Below are 18,204 nucleotides of genomic sequence, written 5' to 3' on the forward strand. Positions count from 1 at the left end.
ACAGAACAAACAGGAACAGCCTCTAACCTATATTAATATCGGGAAGAAAGTACAAATCAGTTAGTCCTATTTCCATCTATAATAATCCACCGACCCCCTTAAACTTTTCAATAAATGCGCTAATTTTCTGAAAGACCGTTTGTTTTTTAGTCAAGTACTGAGGGTTCAAAGGACTCATCTTTGGTAAAATGGCGTTAAGCTCAGTACCATTTTCGCTAGCATATTCGCGCTTCAATGAAGTGGTTATATATCGTTTCGCGGCCTCTACATGCAAATTCTCCTCCTCAATTAACTGAAGGGCCTCCGTTCTTTGTTTGCCCTGAGCGTAGGTGAAGAAAGCATCAATTATACTCGCCTTATCCTGTATGCTGTCAAGGTTGGTTTCATTAATAAAATCAACTATTAAGCCTTCCTTTGCCCTGCTACCAATACTTGCTCGGACAACCCGACGTATTTCGTCTACTAAATCAGCCTTATCTTTTGTCTTTTTATTGTGTTCAAATATTAACTCAAGAATATAATCTAGGTTTATCTCCTGTGATTTGAGGAGTTCTACTTCGAACACAACATCGTCCCAATCAATTTTTGATTCTTCAGGCTCTTTACCTTCTTGGTCCCGTCGCAACCAGTCACGAATATCATTATAGGTTGAACGATAATCTTGAACAGTCCGCTCTGGAAGTAGATTAACTTCCTGCATAGCTCCGAGGTCCTCATCTGTAATAAAATGCTCTTTCTTAAATGTTTCAATTGCTTCATGATCACCTGGATCTATTGATTGAAGTTCTTTTAGATGCGTGTATTCATCAAAATTTTGTAAAATATTTTCGACACGCAGGTATTCACCAAAAAGTTTGGTAAACTCCTTTTTATCCTTTTCCTTAATAATTTCATCAGGGTTTGGAAACTTTTGATTTAATTCATTTACAATCTCAATATAACCTCGGCGTGCTTCCCCGGTCGCAATATCCTTAAAACCCTCTAAATATTCAGCATAACTTTTTTCCAGGATTACGTTTCTGGTATTACTATCCCCAAAAAGAGTAATAGCTTCAATCGTAGGTTGTTCTAAATCCCTGAAAGTAATAATATTACCAAAAGTTTTTGCAGCATCAAAAATCCTATTGGTACGGGAAAAGGCTTGGATTAGTCCATGATAACGCAGGTTTTTATCTACAAATAAGGTATTGAGTTTGGGTGCATCAAACCCGGTAAGGAACATGCCAACCACGATAATCAGGTCCACTTCCCTGCTTTTTACACGCTTTGCGAGATCTCGATAATAATTCTGAAACGCCTTACTGTCAATACCAAAACTGGTTTTAAACATCACATTATAGTCCTTAATAGCTTTGGCCAGAAACTCCTTTGCACTACTATCCATGGCTGTAGGCTCGAAAGTTTCATCTCCTATGTCTCCAACAGCACTTTGTTCCTCATTAGCGGCAAAAGAAAATATGGTCGCAATTTTAAGTGGCTTTTCGCTGGCATTTTGCTGTCGGGTTAATTCCTCGTAATAACATTTGGCCGCATCAACACTATTTACTGCAAACATAGCATTAAAACCATTGTTACCTCCCTGACTTCTATGTGTTTTTAGACGGTAATTCTGTAAGATATATTGAGAAATCTCTCGAATACGGATAGGATGCAGTAACGCCCGCTTATTTTCGGCTGCACTTAACTTTTTCTCGTCCTTTTCTATTTCAACTTTCTTAAACTTTGGCTGGACATTATTATAATCAACTTTGAATTTTAATACTTTATCGTCTCGAATAGCATCTGTAATTACGTAAGAATGTAATTGATGTCCAAACACTCCTTCCGTGGTCTCAGCACCTAACGCATTTTCTGGAAATATAGGTGTTCCCGTGAATCCAAATTGATAGTATCTCTTAAACTTCTTCTTTAAGTTCTTCTGTGCCTCGCCAAATTGTGAACGATGCGCTTCATCAAATATAAAGACTACCTGTTTGTGATAAATGGCCAAATCATTTTCACTTTTCATGAGGTTATTCAACTTCTGAATGGTAGTGACGATGATTTTATTATCCTCCTTTTCTATATTCCGTTTTAGTCCTGCAGTGCTATTTGAACCATTGACACTATCTGGAGAAAATCGTTGATATTCCTTCATTGTTTGGTAGTCAAGATCCTTTCTGTCAACAACAAAAAAAACTTTATCTACGAAATCCAATCCTGTCGCAAGTCTTGCCGCTTTAAAACTGGTCAAGGTTTTACCCGATCCTGTGGTATGCCAGATATAGCCACCTCCTTCGGGCTTAGACCATTTTTTAGAAAGGTATGAACTTTTAATTTTCCATATCAGTCTTTCAGTAGCTGCAATCTGATAAGGCCTCATAATAAGCAGCGTATTGTTAATATCGAAAACAGAATAAGTAAATAAAATATTCAGGAGCGTGTGCTTTTGTAAAAAGGTCGCAGTAAAATCCTTAAGATCTTTAATAAGTGAGTTATCAGCCCTCGCCCAGTTCATAGTAAAATCAAAGCTATTTTTATCCCTTTGAACTGTATTGGCAAAATAACGGCTATCAGTACCGTTCGAAATAACAAAGAGTTGAAGATACTTATAAAGCGAATTGCTACCGTTAAAGCTTTCCTTTGAATAGCGGTGAACCTGGTTAAACGCCTCCCGAATAGCAACGCCTCGTTTCTTCAGTTCAACTTGAACAATTGGCAGGCCATTTACCAAAATCGTTACATCATAACGATTGGCATGAGAACCTTTTTGTGCAAATTGGGAGATCACTTGAACCTTATTTCGAGAAAGGTTATCTTTATCCACAAGGTAGATATTCTGGATATGACCATCATCAAACACAAAATCATAAACGTAATCATCCTGGATTTTCCTTGTTTTTTCTATAAGACTGTCACTGGGCCTATCCAAATATTCTTCTACATAACGCTCCCATTCAGCATCTGCAAACAATACGTTATTAAGCGCCTGGAGCTGTGTCCTAACATTATTCAACATGGCCGTGGCTGTGGTTAACTCTTTTGGATTTTCGTAGCCTTGGTTGACGAGGTCGCTAACAAACTCCTTTTCGAGAGATGATTCAGTTTGGTAAACGGCAGTAGGCTCGTTTACTTCTGAGTATTTGGTATATTTATCGAGAACGATAAAATTATTCGATTCTGCGATGGTTCTATATTGCAACATTTTGTTCTTTTATTTTCTCATTATAATATTTATTTTCAATTAAATATTTTAACAAAAACTCAACAATCTTTTTCTCAGCGACAGTTGGTTCAGCAACAACTTCATCTGATAAAGTAGAGTGGCTTGTAAATTGAATGATCCTATTGTAGTAAGTTTGTTTATCGTCGGGTAATAACTCCGACCAGCGCTGATACCCTAAAAAGCTTGCTGTTTTCTCGTACAGGTTTCGTAAAAGTGTAAAGTGGTATTTTTGAATAGTATTAGACATTATCGCCTCCTCAATAGTGCGTTTTAAAAAAAGGTGATATGAGAAACTGTTGTTTGAATTCCCTTTCTTTGGTGCAAGTTCAAATGTACCGTCTTCTTCTTTCCTCAAAATATTCCCTTCTTTAACTCCAAGCTCACTGTAAAGCACATTGTAAAATAACGGACTGTGTGTTGAAATTATGAACTTCAAATTAACTGATTTCTTAATTAGTTCCACTAAATTTACGGCTAATTCTATTAAGTGATTTTCGTCCAAGGAACTTACAGGATCATCAATAAATACAAATTGTAAATCATTAAATTTATACTTTGGACGATTTTCAAGTTCTGGAATATTTAATACTTCAACGACTTGTTCGAGTAGGCTATAAAATACGCACCAAATTAAATTGCTTTCCTCCCCTTTTGAAATTTTAATATTTTCAATCTGTTCATCGTTACCTCTTTCTATCGAAAACGTAATTTCAGTGTAATCTTCATTGAATCGTGGGGTCAATCTATTACTTGCAAAATGCTGAAAATTGGAAATAATGTTACCTTCAAGACCTTGCTCTCTAAGAACTTGAAGAACCAAATTTGTAAAACTATTCGGGCGAATTAAAAGTTTCCTATTAACATCAGTATCCAAATCATTATCCCAATAGAATAAATCTTCAGTAAACGCATTGTAATAAAGAACTTGTATTCCTTGTCCCTCTTCTGCATCCCCTGCATCTCCCATATTTTTAGGTGCTATCAGTTCTTTAAATTCACATGAGAGCCGTGTCTTTCCTGTGCCATTAAAGGCATAAATTAACTGAACCTTTTTATCAGTATCTATAAGTGCTTGTGCTATTTCAGTTAGTGTTTGAGTCATAATCTCCTTTTAAAGCTTCTTATTTAAACGTCAACAGTAAATCCCTATAATATTCATACTGCTTTTTTCGTAATTCTATTTCTTTTGGCAAACCTTCGCATATGGAAGTGGTAATCGTATCGAATTTGTCAAGAATAGAAACAATGCGTTTTTGTTCTTCGAGTGGAGGAATGGGTATTTTATAATTTCTTAGTGCACTTAATCCTAAATTTTTAATAGTTGAACCTGTTTTTTGCGCTTCAAAATAATTAGTGGAATAATTAGTTTGTAAAAAATAATACAAATACCTTGAATAAAGTTCTGTTGATTCAATATTGAAAAATGCCACGGACTTGCCAAGCACAATTTTTTCATTATTATAAAGAGCAACACTTCCAATTGTGCCATTTATTGAAAGAAAAACAGTATTCTCAATAGTAAAATCAATTCCGTGTTTATTATACATAATTTCATCTACCCTTTTTGTTTTATTATTAAAAACAATTCTACCATTATCTAAATTATTTCCATTTATAAAATAAAATTCACCATTGTCGTTGTAAATAGGAGTTCCGTGTAATCCATCACCAATTTTACATAACTCACTCATTGTCAGCCATTTACACCCCCCATTAATTTCTAAGTCATTGAAATTCAATAACTTATCTCTATAATATTCATACTGTTTCTTACGAGCTGTAAGCTCGGCTGTAAGCTCGGCTGTAAGCTCGGTGAATTTATCTAAAATGCGGACGATTTCCTTTTGAACGGAAAGAGGCGGAATGGGGATTGAAATACTTCCAACTTTCGTTGTATTGATTGTTGGCACTCCTCCTTGGCTTTGTAATTCTGTTATGCTCGTTTCCTTTGCTTTAAGATTATAGAACAAAAACTTATTGTCAATTTTGGACTTGTATTTTTCTTTTGGTAGAACTGAAAAACATTTGTCGTTTAAGTAGAATTTACGTTCTATGAAACAAACATACCCTGCGTTAGCACCAACACGAGAAATCGTAACAGTATTTTCTATTCTATTGAATTTATCATAGTATCCCATTGGTTCTTTTCCACCACTTATGATTGGATATAGTGCGGAGGCAGAACTATCATTTTTGGTTATACATTTCCCTGTTTTAATCTCACAAGTAGCTCCCAACGTCTTCCATTCCACGCTTGTGCCTTGTAATAATTTATCTATGTAGCTCATTTTTCCCCTTTCTTTTTTGCTTTTTGTTCTAATTGTGCTATTGTTTTCAAATAATCTTTTTCTACAGAAAGTAGCGTTTTGGCCTTGTATTTCTTGTACTCCAATTTTGCTTTTTCAGTTGCTTTTAAATGAGATATAGAACCCCATTTTTGAGAACCTTCCTGCCTGTCGAGTTTAGGATATTATCCAGTTCCCGAACATAATCCTCCATTCGCATTTCCCGCTCTTCTACTGCATTTAGTTCAGCCAAATCAAATAAAGCCGCCACCAAATTGTTCAACACTTTCAGTTCTTTTTCGTCCAAGAAGTTTTTGGCAATCATCGCTTCGGCTTGTGTGGGTTGGTCGCTTTTAAAATTGGCTAAACCTGCAAAAGGCTTATCGCTGTCCACACGCAAATAAATCACTTCGCTTGCGGTTTTACCATGAGCGGCATAATGCAATTTATTTTGGACAATTTTAAAAAATGTCAGGCTTTCTTCGCTTTTAGGGTCATAATCGATAGCCGTGGCATACAATTCCAACACCTGCCGGTACATTACCCTTTCGCTGGAACGAATATCACGTATACGGTTTAATAATTCTTTCCAGTAATTGCCACCGCCTAGATTCTTAAGACGTTCATCGTCCATTGTGAACCCTTTTACAATATACTCCTTTAACCGTTGTGTGGCCCATTGCCTAAAACGAGTTCCTTGGACGGATTTAACACGATAACCAACATAAATGATGACATCGAGATTGTAGTGATTGGTTGGTTTGGTAGAAAAATCGGAAATTCCGATTTTTCTTATGGTATCTACTTCGCGAAGCTCTTCTTCATTGTAAATATTAAGAATGTGTTCATTAATTGTAGAACGGCTTTTATTAAACAATTCAGCCATTTGGTCTATGGTCAGCCAAACGGTTTCATCGTCGAGCTTGACATTGATTTTAGTCAAACCATCGCCTGTCGTGTATAAAATTATTTCACTCATGCTTCAATCTCCTTAACAATTTTTTCAATATCCGTCCGAAGCGAATTTATCTTTTTTACGGTCTTTGATATTTCTTGGTTTAATTCCTCAATATCAATTACTTCACGTGTATCCTTTGCCTCTATATAAGAGCTTACAGACAGGTTATAATCATTTTCAGCTATTTTATTATTGTCAACGGATTTCGCAAAATAATCCACATTCTTTTTGCTATCGAACATTGACATAATCTTTTCGATATGTGTTTGTTCGAGTACATTATTATTGGTGACCTTCTTAAAGAAGCCTTCGCCGCTAGCATCAATAAACTGTGTTTTAGTGTCTGGTTTATGTTTTGAGAGCACTAGAATGTTTACAGCGATGGATGTCCCATAAAACAGGTTGGGGGCTAAAGAGATAACGGTTTCCACAAAATTATTATCAATCAAATACTTACGAATCTTTTGTTCTGCTCCACCCCGGTAAAAGATTCCCGGGAAGCAGACGATAGCGGCTCTTCCTTTACTGGAAAGGTAGCTAAGAGCATGCAATACAAAGGCAAAGTCTGCCTTAGATTTAGGAGCCAGCACACCTGCAGGGGCAAAACGATCATCATTAATCAGCGTGGGGTCATCTGATCCTATCCAACTAACTGAATACGGTGGATTGGAAACAATGGCGTCAAATGGCTTTTCATCCCCTAATTGCGGATCACGGAGTGTATCGCCCAAAACGAGGTGAAACTTGTCGTAATTAATATTGTGCAAAAACATATTCATTCGGGCCAGGTTATAAGTGGTATGGTTAATTTCCTGACCATAAAAACCTTCTTCGATGATATGACTATCAAAATGCTTTTTTGCCTGTAATAATAAGGAGCCAGAACCACAGGCTGGGTCATAAATCTTATTGACAGAAGTTTGTTTATGCATGGCCAATTGTGCAATTAGCTTAGAAACATGTTGTGGCGTAAAAAATTCGCCACCTGATTTCCCCGCATTGGCTGCATAATTGGAAATGAGAAATTCATACGCATCTCCAAACAGATCAATTTGATTGTCTTCAAAATCCCCGAAGTTAAGCTCTCCTACGCCTTTCAAAACTGCGGCCAGCCTACTATTCTTTCTTTCAACAGTATTACCTAAGCGAGAGCTAGTCGTATCAAAATCAGCAAACAACCCCTTGATATCCAGTTCAGAAGGGAAACCACTTGCGGAGCCTTCAATAGCATCAAAAATGGCTTTCAGGTCTGTATTTAGATTTTTGTTTGTGTTGGCACCCTGGGCAACATTTGCAAAAAGTTGACTGGGATAGATAAAGTAACCTTTGGTTTTAATGGCGTCTTCTTTTATTGCTGCTGTTAGCTTACTATCTGGAAAGCTTGCATAGTCAACGCTATCGTCACCACCTTCTATATAGCTTGTAAAATTCTCACTAATAAACCGGTAGAATAACGCTCCCAATACGAACTGCTTAAAATCCCAACCATCTACAGCACCCCGCACATCATTGGCAATTTTCCATATTTTTGCCTGTAATTCAGCTCTTTGTGCATCCCCCTTTTTCGTCATACCCTCCAAAATTATTTATTTAATGCTTTTTGTTTATTCTGAATGAACTGTCCTAAATAAAATACTAGGCATATTTGCCATAAAGAGATTTCAAGCACTTTAAGCAGCTATAACCTACTACATATCAAGTATCTTATAAATTATTAGTTTTCTCAATAAAAATACAATAAATACAAATATAACGTTCTATAAAATAAAAATATTGTAAAGCTCAAAATCCCTTATTTTTGTAAAAGTCAATATAAGTTATTGGCATTAAACTTATTGAACGGATAGCGTTCACTTTTAAATTATCTCGTAACAGAAAACTGGTAGCTTCTAAACACACGGGATGGATAAGTGAAACGCTCACGCTACGGGCGTGGGCTTCCTTATTTCGTGTGTGGGTATACCAGTACCTCTGTTACGGATTTGGAACCTGCGCCTTATTTTTGGGGCCTGGTTCATAAAACCGTTTACTCATTTAAAAAATAAACATTTATGAAACCAATTTTCAAAAATCTACTTTTTGCCTTGACAATCAGCTTCTTACTGTTTTCTTGCTCAAAAGAGGACCCTGCCCTGGCCGTAAAGGATTACCCCAAAGCTAACATGACAGTAGAAGTCTCTTATAAAGGTGACCTATCCAGTCAATTAGTTTTTGCTTCTGTTGCCGGAATCAGCGTTAAGAATGCAAATGACCATGTCGGCACCTCAATTAAACTACTGAATGACCAGACCAATGAATCAGACATTATCTGGAATCTAAAAAATGCACAGTTTGAGGATCATGACAAATATACCTTTACATCAGTCGGAAAAGTGACGAAAGCAATGATAGAGGTGGCTTTTAATGAAGACCGCCCTGCTGGATTAACGGAGGATAAACAAATTGCCATCACCGTTAAGATCTATTTTGACGGCAAACTGACCGATGAACAGACCTTCTCAAATGATAAGGCACATTCTGAATCCTATACTATAAATGTCGAATAATTAAAAAAACAATATGACTGATTCAAAAAGACTTTTATTCACCTCGGTGATCGTAGCTTGCCTGGCCTCTTGCGGGCCAGGAACGCCTTCTGCCAAGGATGCACAAGACAAGATTAATCAACTTAATAGTAAACTCCCCATTGAGTATACTGAGCTCAAGAAAACCAATGGCATAAAAGGGGAAATTGAAGGGAAAGAAGTATACGAAATGTCCTTTACCGCCAAAGTAGTCGCCAAAGAAGACCTTGAAACATTTCAGAGATTCAAACCTACAGGTGTCGACACAATGTTTATTGCCAAAACTGATACAGCTATGCTAAAAAAAGCGGCAAGTATGAAAGGAGGGTTTATGAGCATGGTAGATGTCAAACCTTTAAGCTCGTTTAAGAAGGGAGATCTTTTATTTACTCGGAATGGGATGATAAATTTTGTCAAAACTGAAAATGGCTGGCGCTAATCACATATTATTCCATAACTTCAACCGGATTTTCCGGCTGAAGTTATGGAATAACTCTCCACCATTAAAACCTAACCAGCATAAAAGATGAAGCCAACACGTGTAAAAAAATACTACTATTTTGAGATGTACTTTCAACTCCAGCGAGATATAGAATTTCGAAAGGCTTTCTTGTTCTGTGGTACAGATATGATTCAATTATTATTCAATATGACTCCTGAAGAGTTTGTTCTTCACTACCGAGCGGATTACAACAAATATTGGGCATATTATATTAACGAATTAAGGACACCGGATAAGCAAAGCCGGTTTATCGACTACTGCATTAAGCGTCGAAGGCAGATTCTCGGAATTTAACTCTAAACGAAAAGGGCTAGGCAATTAAAGGCTCGATGGCCATCACTTTTATTGATTTTCGGCTGGTTAGTTCAACGAAAACCTTATACTTGGTCTCGATTGGGCAATATCTGAGGTTAACGGTTCCCTGTCCAGGAATATATTCCTCTTCCTTATTTCTGAAAACATTTACTCTCACTTTTTCTCCTCCTGCCAATGTAAAATAGCATGTTACGGCAGGCATATCACCATATGCCCATATTTTGAAATCAAGTACCGCTTCAAAGGTCCCAATAGGGACTACGTCTTTCCCATACTTATAATCTTTAGGGTTAAGTCCTGCTTCAATTGCTCCTTTAAAGGAATAGATGTTCTGTTGCTGTTTCATTTGTTTAAAATTTTAAATTAAAAAAAATTGTTACCTAGAAATTTTCTGGATTCTTTGCTTTAGGTCACGAACTATTGGTCTTTTTTCAGGGTTAAGGTTGACTTTAATTTGTTTTTCAACCTTGGCAAGTGAGTATCCGATTTCGGACCCCTTAATTTTCATGGATTTATTGTCTACAAAACTCAATCCCCGGCCCTTTATGGTCTTAATACCTTTCTCTGCCAAGAGCAAACTCAAATCTTCTATTGATTTTGCCTTAGCTACAGCCTCCTTTATGAGTTTTTTCAGTTTTAGCTTCCTATTGTCCTTACGTGGAATTAGTCGCTGATTCTTGGGCAAAAAACGTCTGGGAGCCATAACCGCTTGCAAATCATATTTAGTTTCTATTTTGCGGCAGAAATCAGATGTTCTTTTATACGAATGGCTATCTGACACGTTTGTTTTGCCACTTAAATTGACCCGGTTAATGCATAGATGCACATGCCCGTGGGTCTCTGATGTATCGTGGTGTCTGATAATTAGATATTGATTGTCTACAAAATTGAAGTCTTTAGCTAGTTCATCCACAATCTTGAATATTAGATCAGTCGTAACTGGATCGCTTTTTGAAAAACTTAGAGATAGATGAAGTACTGGTTTAGACTGGCGCCGGTTTAGTTGGCTAACTTCAGTGAACTGTCTTATTAAATCATCTTTATCACCATATATATTATTATAACCCAAGATCTCCGCCCGACCAACCATTGGTTTAGATAATAGGTCATTGCCTTTATGTTTCTTATCAGAAATTAAGTAATTGACCAGCCCAGAAAAACTGGTACCCAGGATAAACTTACCGATCATCTTAAATAGTTTTTGATTTCGTTTGACACTTGACGCAGCTCCTCAATCATGGTGAATAAGCTGATGATTTCATCAGGTGTAAATTGGATGTGTTGATTATTAAACTTGGCCAGCTGATTGAGAGAACTGGCACACCCGGCAACTCTGGCTGTCAGTAAAAGCACTTCCGGTGGAAGTTGGTTTTTCATGACAACTTTGCAGTCCATCGCTGCTGCTCGCAGAAATGCCGAGAGAGACAGACCAGCGGCTCTTGCTTTAGCAAAAAGAAGTTCTTTTTCCCTTTCGTTACATACTACCCGTAAAATACGGGTCCGTTTATTTGCTCCTACTGGGAGCAAATCCCCTTGGTTAACAAAGGGGGTGTTCAGTTGATTCTGATCTTCCATAAAAATTATCTTTAGATGATTTGGGGGCAACTTTTTGAATATGGAGCCCCAAGCGGAATATGAAAAAAGCCAGCGCTGAATGGCATTACGAGGCACGAGTTAGCCAATTCAGCATAGCTGGCTGCTACCATTTTGCACTATCTGCGGAAACCGCGTGGCCTATGATCCTCTCTAGAGTTTTTGCTTACGGGCGCAGAGCGCACGTTCTGGGTGTTGTTAAACACCCATTCGGAAATAGTATTAAAATTATGATCGAGCGGAGCGAGATCAGTAATTTTAATACTATTTCCCGAAGCTAACGACAGCGCTCTTTTCCTGATACCGGAGGTGTCTTTATCATTCCCCAGAAGGAGGTAGACTTCATCATGAAGTAACATTATTTCGTCAACTTTTGCATTCATACCTTGGCCATTCAACACCAGCCAATTTGTCGGGAATGGAAGGTCGGGGTTACCCTGCATTGCCACTAAGCAATCCAACAAATCATCAATTACGACCAACGAGCATGCGTCATTATCAATAAAGCTAACATCCGAAGAAGTGCTCCCTTTAAAATTTAAAGCCCTCAATTGAAACCCACCAGACTCATTTGGTAAACCAAGTACCTTTAAACGATTACCAATTAAAGGAAATTCTATTTCAAGTTCATGAAAATAATTATTGGCTAACTCTAAAACTATTTTTTTCGCTTTCAAAAATTGAATTAGCTCCGGAGAAGAAATTGGCTCTACAGATATAATCCGAATTCCAGGTTGCCTTTGATTCTTTCCGGTCAGTTTATCTAATCTTCCTTCAGGCAATAATGAAAGGGAGAAATCATCCAACTTCTGTAAAAAATCAAAAAGAGAACAATTGTGAAATCTTGTGCCAAAAGAAATTAAATCACCTTTCATATCTATAAAGAAATCATGCCATTGATTTCTAGCTAGGTCAACTTCAAAAGAAGGGATCAAGCTATTTTTTTCAAATGGACAAAAAAAACTGCATTTCCCATTTGTTTCACAAACCGGGTAAATGTCTAAATAGGCTAAATAGTCAATAATGGCTATTTTCCTTGCTTCTTCTATTATCATAAATTCAAATTTTATTTTAATCTTTAAAGAAATCTCATAATTACTTTTACCACCTTTTCTCAACAAAATAGATAAGAAGGCAGGTCAAGGGCAAATATTCAATGGTGCAAAAAGATTAGGTTATAAAAAAATACAGCCACGAATTACGCCGATCAATTGGTGGATTAATACGCACTTTTAATGGCATTTATGGCACAATCCCATAAACACCATTATACTAGCTGGCACAAATACCGACATTTGTGCCAGCTAAAGACACCACACGATAGGTTATAAGAAAGTAAAAATGCCAAGAATGCCATTAATGGCTTAGGGGGGCTTCTTTTCATACTTACCTTGTGCAACCCTTCTAAAAAATCGGCTATCACTAAAAAACCGCTTACAAGTTCTTTCTGGAACTCCCAACTTCTTGGCCTCTATTAGCCCCATTTCTGTAGTAAAGGCGCAGGGCAGGTTGTAAAATAAACTCTGTTTGTTCTCAGGCAGGGAATGAACTTTAGATCCATAAAGTTCCCCGAGAACATCTAATGCCGTTTCAGAAAAGTACTTCACTAACTTCAGGGCAGATTGAACATCAGCTACCTCAATATAATCCAAATGTTGGCCACCAGCATACTTTAATACACGGAAAATCAAGGCAAATCGAAAAAGATACCGGTCTAACTTCGCCATGATCCCCCAATATTGATGATCCGACTGCCTGGAAATTAAATCTTGTTTGTTCCAGACTTGAATTAGTTCGATCGCCTTCGGTTCAATTTTTAAGACCCGGAAATCATTTTTTGAATATGGGAGATCAAGTATTATTTTTAATTTTCTTTCCCAGCAGTCAATAATTTCCGTTTCAATTCCGCCAAATCGCATCGCCTGAGGAGAAAATGTTCGTGGTTTAACAAACAAAATTCTATCCAAAAAGCCATCAACATCCCTCATTTTCCCTCCTAATGAGGGAATAATAAGTGGCTGGATTCCACCTATAACAGTGCAGAAAGGATTATCAACCCGGAAACTCTCGCTTGTCTTACGGTCCACCTCTATGGAGATGGAACTAAAAATTGACAACCAAAATGCCTGATCGGAGCTACCATGTGCGTAACGATCGAAGCTCCCAAACCAGGATTGCATCTCATCAACAGCGATACCAACTCCTCTCGGGTTTTGCATCAGCCGCATGGTCAGAGCTTCTGTTGTGGAATTTTTAAGCAAAATTTTCTTTTCAACTGGTTTGGGTAAGGTTTGATCAGATAAAAAAGCCTTCAAATCATTTTTATATTCACAGGCATACTGCGAATTCAATTTTTCAAGTAATGCAAGCGCGAACCTCAAAGGATCAGTCTTTCCAGACCCCTTTGGTCCAACCAGTCCAACAAAAACTACAGCAGATTCCACCCTATTAGGTGAAGTTTCTATTTTCACCGCATTACCGATTGCAATCGAAGCAGCGGCTAATAGAGAGCCCAATGTAAAAGGAACTAAAAATCCCGCATTTTGAAATAGCTGCCTTGCGATTGCCTGTTCTTCATTTCCAAACGCACTCTCAAACAAATCATCCACTGAGTAATCTTTAATATTAATTTTCATACGACCGTGCCCGATAATACTATCTGAAACAACTTTTGATTTCATAATTAAAGTTTCAATATTCTTATAATTAATTAGTTGGTCATTTAAGATTATATTTTTTCTTAAAAAGTTTAGCCTTTTGTTCCTCAACTTCTCCATTGCCAAATGACACTAGCCAATTCAGAAGTTCATTTTTTAAAAAAAGAAGTCGCCTCCCTGGCTTATGACACGGCAAAAGATTATTCTTTATGTGAAACCGGATGCTTGCTTCTGGGATTTTTAGCAAGGTAGACGCCCCAGAGAGATCAAGAACTTCATTTTCATCTTCCGGCCTCTCTATTTTCATTAATCCTAAGTTCTGCACTTCCAATGAAAGCGCTTCTAGCCTTGAATTAATTTCTGTAAAGGGATTCTGTTCATTGTTCATAATTAATATTTTTGATAAGAAATGAATACAGCTGCCAGCGCTAGTAGCTATTAATTTATTACAGCACAAACCTAAAACCTCAAAAATAAAAAGGCGAAACTCCTAGAACCGTATTAAAAGTTCCAGGAGTTTCGCCTTTTTAAGAAAAAACTATTATTCCGCCTAATCTATACTACCTTCTAAAAAATTCTCAATCGCTTTGTCAAGATCATAAAAGCAATCAGTATACCTTTTATCGTCATGATACAATATTTCCTCTAAGCGCTTAGCTTTAAGATGCACAATAGGCCCTTTCAGATCCAAATCAAACACTAAATTTATTAACATAATAAGCTTTAAATGATTATCCCTGAGCTCCTTTCGTATCAAATTCCCATCCATCAGCTTTTTGACTAAAGTTGCAAGCAATATATTATAGCCATCCACCACTTTTTCCCTTTCATTTGGGACTCTAGGGACTTCCACCAACATTCTACATACCTGAATCCCTTTAACCTCACTCTTATTATTGGCCAAATAATCTAGAATAAATTCCTTGATCATTCTGGAAGAGCAATTATTCGTTATGCAAAACAACGAATCTCCTGAGTCACTCTTCTCTTCCTCCTTCATTTCTTCAAAAATTGACTGCCACCCATCGAAATCAGAACTAAATGGTTCTCTCAAAAAGTCTTGAGATCCGCTCATTATTGAATCTTGAACAATATTTAAAATCACTTCAGAAAAGAAGTTATCCCACATTTTCAACCAAAGATCTTCTGAAAAAATATCCTCGTCCTTAAATATATAAAAGTTGTCAAACCGCAATTTTCTTCGAACAGATTTTACCATTTCATAGACATCCCTATTTGAATAATGAGTTAAGACCGAACCGATGAAAAAAGAAATAACGCCCCTATTGAATTTTTTGATTACATATTCATAGTCATCAGTCCAGTCGGTCTCACTTTCAAGTAAAGTCAAAATTAGCATATACCCAAGCCCTCTATAATTGACTACAAACTCAGCTACCTTGGTCTTCTTAATATTATCACCCAATAAAGGGATAAATATCCGCTCCATTAAAGAAAATAACCCTACAAATATAGAAAACCCAATTTTATGCTTTGCATCTTCCAAAAACGTCCTTTCTGAATGAACCGGGATAATAAACCTACCGGGTTTTTTAAATTTCAAAAAAGCGTTCGCCCGTCTCCCATAAAATAAAAATTGAAAAACGTTACTTTCCTTATTGCCTTTGTTGAATTCTTGGATATAAAAATTAACCAGAAGATTTTTGGTTGCCTGGATATAGCGAATTCTATAATGCTCATGGGCTTTCAAATTCTTGTAAACTCGCATCTTTTCTTGCCGAGCTTTCAATTTCAGTAGGTATTCGTCACTGAATCTGTGTTGATTATTCATAAATCACATGCACTTATTGTTAAGCAAAATCTAATTTATAAAAAAAAGGAAGAAAAAATGGCAAAATTCAAGACTGTGTATCAAAATGTGTATCAAATAAAAAAACCACCTACATTTTTTAATGTGTAAGTGGTTGATCTGATGTGACCCCGCAGAGACTCGAACTCTGGGCCCGCTGATTAAGAGTCAGCTGCTCTACCAACTGAGCTACGGAGTCAATTGAGGGTGCAATTTCAGTAAATAATTTGTTTATTCCAAATACCAATTAAAAATTTCTGCCATACTGCTATGTTAATACTACTGTTCTCCAATGTTTCAGCTAATCATGATTTCTGATAATTCTCGGATCTTTCACCCAAATCACACGATATTTCGTAAATTATTTTTTTTGTGTGAGATTTCACCCTACCTTTGCGCCAGTTCTTTAAGGTATCTTATCAAGAAAGGCAGAGGGATTGGCCCGATGAAGCCTTGGCAACCTCACGAAAGTGAAAGGTGCCAAATCCAACCGTTCGTTTATAACTTACGGGTAGATAAGTCAGCGTTAACTTAAAATTGATTTCAATTAATCATAATGAGCTTGCCTGACTTGGCAGGCTTTTTTTTGCATTTGACGATTAAACAATGCATTCCGGCATATTTCTGTATTAGTCAGCCTCCTATTCTTTCTTCTTAGTTTATCACAGTTCATTACCTATCTCCCTTAGATGCCTAACGGCATTAAGAAGAAGATAACCAATGAGTTGTAGCTCTATGAGTGAGATTGCCTCAAGATTTTATTTGGTAATTAAAAAATTAATCTATTAAATTTGTGGAGTAAAATGCAAAAAACAACAAATATACAAGCCATTCGTATGATGTCCATTGCGCCTGCAATGTGCTGTTGTTGTATGTGTATGGGCGCATAAGCTTTTCAGCTGCGCTATCTTCGCCCGCAGGCATAAGACCTGCCCTCCTTCAGATTTTTTCAGTTTTTTGTTACTAAAACTTCTAAATTTTTACTTTCATGAGTAAACTTAAATTTGAAACCTTGCAACTTCATGCAGGTCAACCCGTTGAAGCGACTACGCTTTCTCGTGCAGTGCCCATCTACCAGACAACTTCTTTTGTATTTAATGACGTCGTACATGCAGCCAACCTCTTTGGATTGAAAGAATTCGGCAATATATATACCCGTATCATGAATCCCACCACCGATGTGTTTGAGCAGCGCATAGCGGCCCTGGAAGGTGGTGTCGCAGCAGTCGCCACTGCTTCTGGCATGTCTGCGCAGTTTCTGGCTTTAACCAATATCCTTCAGACGGGTGACAATTTTGTTTCCTCTCCCTTCTTATATGGCGGTACTTATAACCAGTTCAGCGTGTCTTTTAAACGCCTGGGCATAAAAGTCAAGTTCACAGACGGCGACAAGCCTGAGGCATTTGAAGCCCAGATCGATGAACATACCAAGGCAATTTATCTGGAAACCTTGGGAAACCCACGACTCAATATCCCTGATTTTGAAAAAATAGCCGCCGTAGCTCAAAAACATGATATCCCTTTTATCGTAGATAACACATTTGGAGCTGGCGGGTACCTTTTCCGTCCCTTTGAATGGGGCGCCAATGTGATTACCCATGCCGCCACTAAATGGATTGGTGGTCACGGCACCTCCATAGGAGGCGTCGTGATCGATGGTGGCAACTATGACTGGGGTAATGGTAAGTTCCCGCAGTTCTCAGAACCTTCCGAAAGTTATCACGGGCTCAACTTTGCCCAAACCTTTGGCGTAAACAACCCCCTAGGCTTACCTAATATCGCATTTGCGATCCGTACACGCGTGGAGGGCCTTAGAGATTTCGGGCCGGCTCCTAGTCCCTTTAATTCATTCTTATTGCTTCAGGGTCTGGAAACCCTTAGCCTCAGAATGGAAAGGACCGTTTCCAATACTCTGGCGCTCGCCAAATGGCTGGAAGAAAATAACCAAGTAGATTTCGTATGGTATCCCGGACTGGAGAGCAGCCCCTATTACGAGCTGGCAAAAAAATATCTTCCCAAAGGTGCCGGCGGAGTTTTGAACTTTGGTGTTAAAGGCGATAAAGAACGCGCCTTAAAGGTGATTAATAACCTCAAACTGGCATCTTTATTAGCGAATGTCGGAGATGGCAAAACTCTTGTTATTCATCCGGCATCCACCACGCACGAACAACTGAGCGAGGCAGATCAGAAAGCAGCAGGCGTGCTGCCTAACCTGATCCGTGTCAGTGTGGGCTTTGAGCATATTGATGATATTATTGAAGATTTCAGACAGGCTATCGCAGCCCTGGATTAAAGTTATGCGGGGCAGATCCTGA

At 37.7% G+C, this 18,204-nt stretch carries 15 protein-coding genes, 1 tRNA gene and 1 riboswitch; of the genes, 3 read left to right on the forward strand and 13 right to left on the reverse strand.

What is annotated here, in order from left to right; genetic code table 11:
• Positions 1 to 76: 76 nt before the first annotated feature.
• From K9M52_RS06510 to K9M52_RS06530, 5 genes are all read right to left on the reverse strand, one after another.
• Complete coding sequence (locus K9M52_RS06510; RefSeq protein WP_224071252.1) at positions 77 to 3,184, reverse strand: type I restriction endonuclease subunit R; 3,108 nt, start codon at positions 3,182 to 3,184, stop codon at positions 77 to 79.
• Positions 3,171 to 4,307 carry an ATP-binding protein gene (locus K9M52_RS06515; RefSeq protein ID WP_224071253.1) on the reverse strand — a complete coding sequence of 379 codons (1,137 nt, stop codon included), beginning with the start codon at positions 4,305 to 4,307 and terminating at the stop codon, positions 3,171 to 3,173. Before K9M52_RS06515 ends, K9M52_RS06510 begins: the two co-directional genes overlap by 14 nt.
• Before the next feature lie 19 nt (positions 4,308 to 4,326).
• Positions 4,327 to 5,493, reverse strand: a complete 1,167-nt coding sequence (locus tag K9M52_RS06520) for a restriction endonuclease subunit S (RefSeq protein ID WP_224071254.1) — start codon at positions 5,491 to 5,493, stop codon at positions 4,327 to 4,329.
• A gap of 124 nt (positions 5,494 to 5,617) precedes the next feature.
• Positions 5,618 to 6,469 carry a RhuM family protein gene (gene rhuM, locus K9M52_RS06525; protein ID WP_224071255.1) on the reverse strand — a complete coding sequence of 284 codons (852 nt, stop codon included), beginning with the start codon at positions 6,467 to 6,469 and terminating at the stop codon, positions 5,618 to 5,620.
• On the reverse strand, positions 6,466 to 8,019 hold the full coding sequence (locus K9M52_RS06530) for a type I restriction-modification system subunit M (protein ID WP_224071256.1): 1,554 nt from the start codon (positions 8,017 to 8,019) through the stop codon (positions 6,466 to 6,468). Before K9M52_RS06530 ends, rhuM begins: the two co-directional genes overlap by 4 nt.
• Positions 8,020 to 8,499: 480 nt before the next feature.
• Here K9M52_RS06530 and K9M52_RS06535 point away from each other — a divergent pair, with 480 nt between their 5' ends.
• Positions 8,500 to 8,994: a hypothetical protein gene (locus K9M52_RS06535; RefSeq protein WP_224071257.1), complete on the forward strand. Its 495-nt coding sequence runs from the start codon at positions 8,500 to 8,502 to the stop codon at positions 8,992 to 8,994.
• Between the two features lie 13 nt (positions 8,995 to 9,007).
• A complete protein-coding gene (locus K9M52_RS06540; RefSeq protein ID WP_224071258.1) occupies positions 9,008 to 9,451 on the forward strand; it encodes a hypothetical protein in 444 nt (147 codons plus the stop codon).
• 373 nt (positions 9,452 to 9,824) lie between these two features.
• Here K9M52_RS06540 and K9M52_RS06545 read toward each other — a convergent pair whose 3' ends face one another.
• The 8 genes from K9M52_RS06545 to K9M52_RS06580 all read right to left on the reverse strand — a co-directional run bounded on the left by K9M52_RS06545 (position 9,825) and on the right by K9M52_RS06580 (position 16,088).
• Positions 9,825 to 10,175, reverse strand: coding sequence for a hypothetical protein (locus K9M52_RS06545; protein ID WP_224071259.1), 351 nt, complete (start codon positions 10,173 to 10,175; stop codon positions 9,825 to 9,827).
• Positions 10,176 to 10,205: 30 nt separating this feature from the next.
• A complete protein-coding gene (locus K9M52_RS06550) occupies positions 10,206 to 11,018 on the reverse strand; it encodes a relaxase/mobilization nuclease domain-containing protein (RefSeq protein ID WP_224071260.1) in 813 nt (270 codons plus the stop codon).
• Positions 11,015 to 11,404: a plasmid mobilization protein gene (locus tag K9M52_RS06555; protein WP_224071261.1), complete on the reverse strand. Its 390-nt coding sequence runs from the start codon at positions 11,402 to 11,404 to the stop codon at positions 11,015 to 11,017. The genes K9M52_RS06550 and K9M52_RS06555 overlap by 4 nt, the downstream gene beginning before the upstream one ends.
• A gap of 137 nt (positions 11,405 to 11,541) precedes the next feature.
• Positions 11,542 to 12,477 (reverse strand): hypothetical protein, encoded by a 936-nt coding sequence (locus tag K9M52_RS06560; RefSeq protein WP_224071262.1) that lies wholly within the window; start codon positions 12,475 to 12,477, stop codon positions 11,542 to 11,544.
• Between the two features lie 309 nt (positions 12,478 to 12,786).
• Complete coding sequence (locus K9M52_RS06565) at positions 12,787 to 14,103, reverse strand: DUF3987 domain-containing protein (RefSeq protein WP_224071263.1); 1,317 nt, start codon at positions 14,101 to 14,103, stop codon at positions 12,787 to 12,789.
• 37 nt (positions 14,104 to 14,140) lie between these two features.
• The gene (locus K9M52_RS06570; RefSeq protein WP_224071264.1) at positions 14,141 to 14,467 is read right to left on the reverse strand and encodes a helix-turn-helix domain-containing protein; all 327 of its coding nucleotides are present in this window, start codon (positions 14,465 to 14,467) and stop codon (positions 14,141 to 14,143) included.
• A 162-nt stretch (positions 14,468 to 14,629) separates the two neighbouring features.
• The gene (locus tag K9M52_RS06575; protein ID WP_224071265.1) at positions 14,630 to 15,871 is read right to left on the reverse strand and encodes a hypothetical protein; all 1,242 of its coding nucleotides are present in this window, start codon (positions 15,869 to 15,871) and stop codon (positions 14,630 to 14,632) included.
• Between the two features lie 144 nt (positions 15,872 to 16,015).
• Positions 16,016 to 16,088: transfer RNA gene (locus K9M52_RS06580), tRNA-Lys, on the reverse strand.
• 214 nt (positions 16,089 to 16,302) lie between these two features.
• A riboswitch (SAM riboswitch) is annotated at positions 16,303 to 16,411 on the forward strand.
• A gap of 466 nt (positions 16,412 to 16,877) precedes the next feature.
• On the opposite strand from K9M52_RS06580, the gene K9M52_RS06585 reads away from it, so the two are divergent.
• Complete coding sequence (locus K9M52_RS06585; RefSeq protein WP_224071266.1) at positions 16,878 to 18,182, forward strand: O-acetylhomoserine aminocarboxypropyltransferase/cysteine synthase family protein; 1,305 nt, start codon at positions 16,878 to 16,880, stop codon at positions 18,180 to 18,182.
• Positions 18,183 to 18,204 lie beyond the last annotated feature (22 nt).

Origin of the sequence: Arachidicoccus terrestris (genome assembly GCF_020042345.1) — a bacterium.
Lineage (GTDB): Bacteria > Bacteroidota > Bacteroidia > Chitinophagales > Chitinophagaceae > Arachidicoccus > Arachidicoccus terrestris.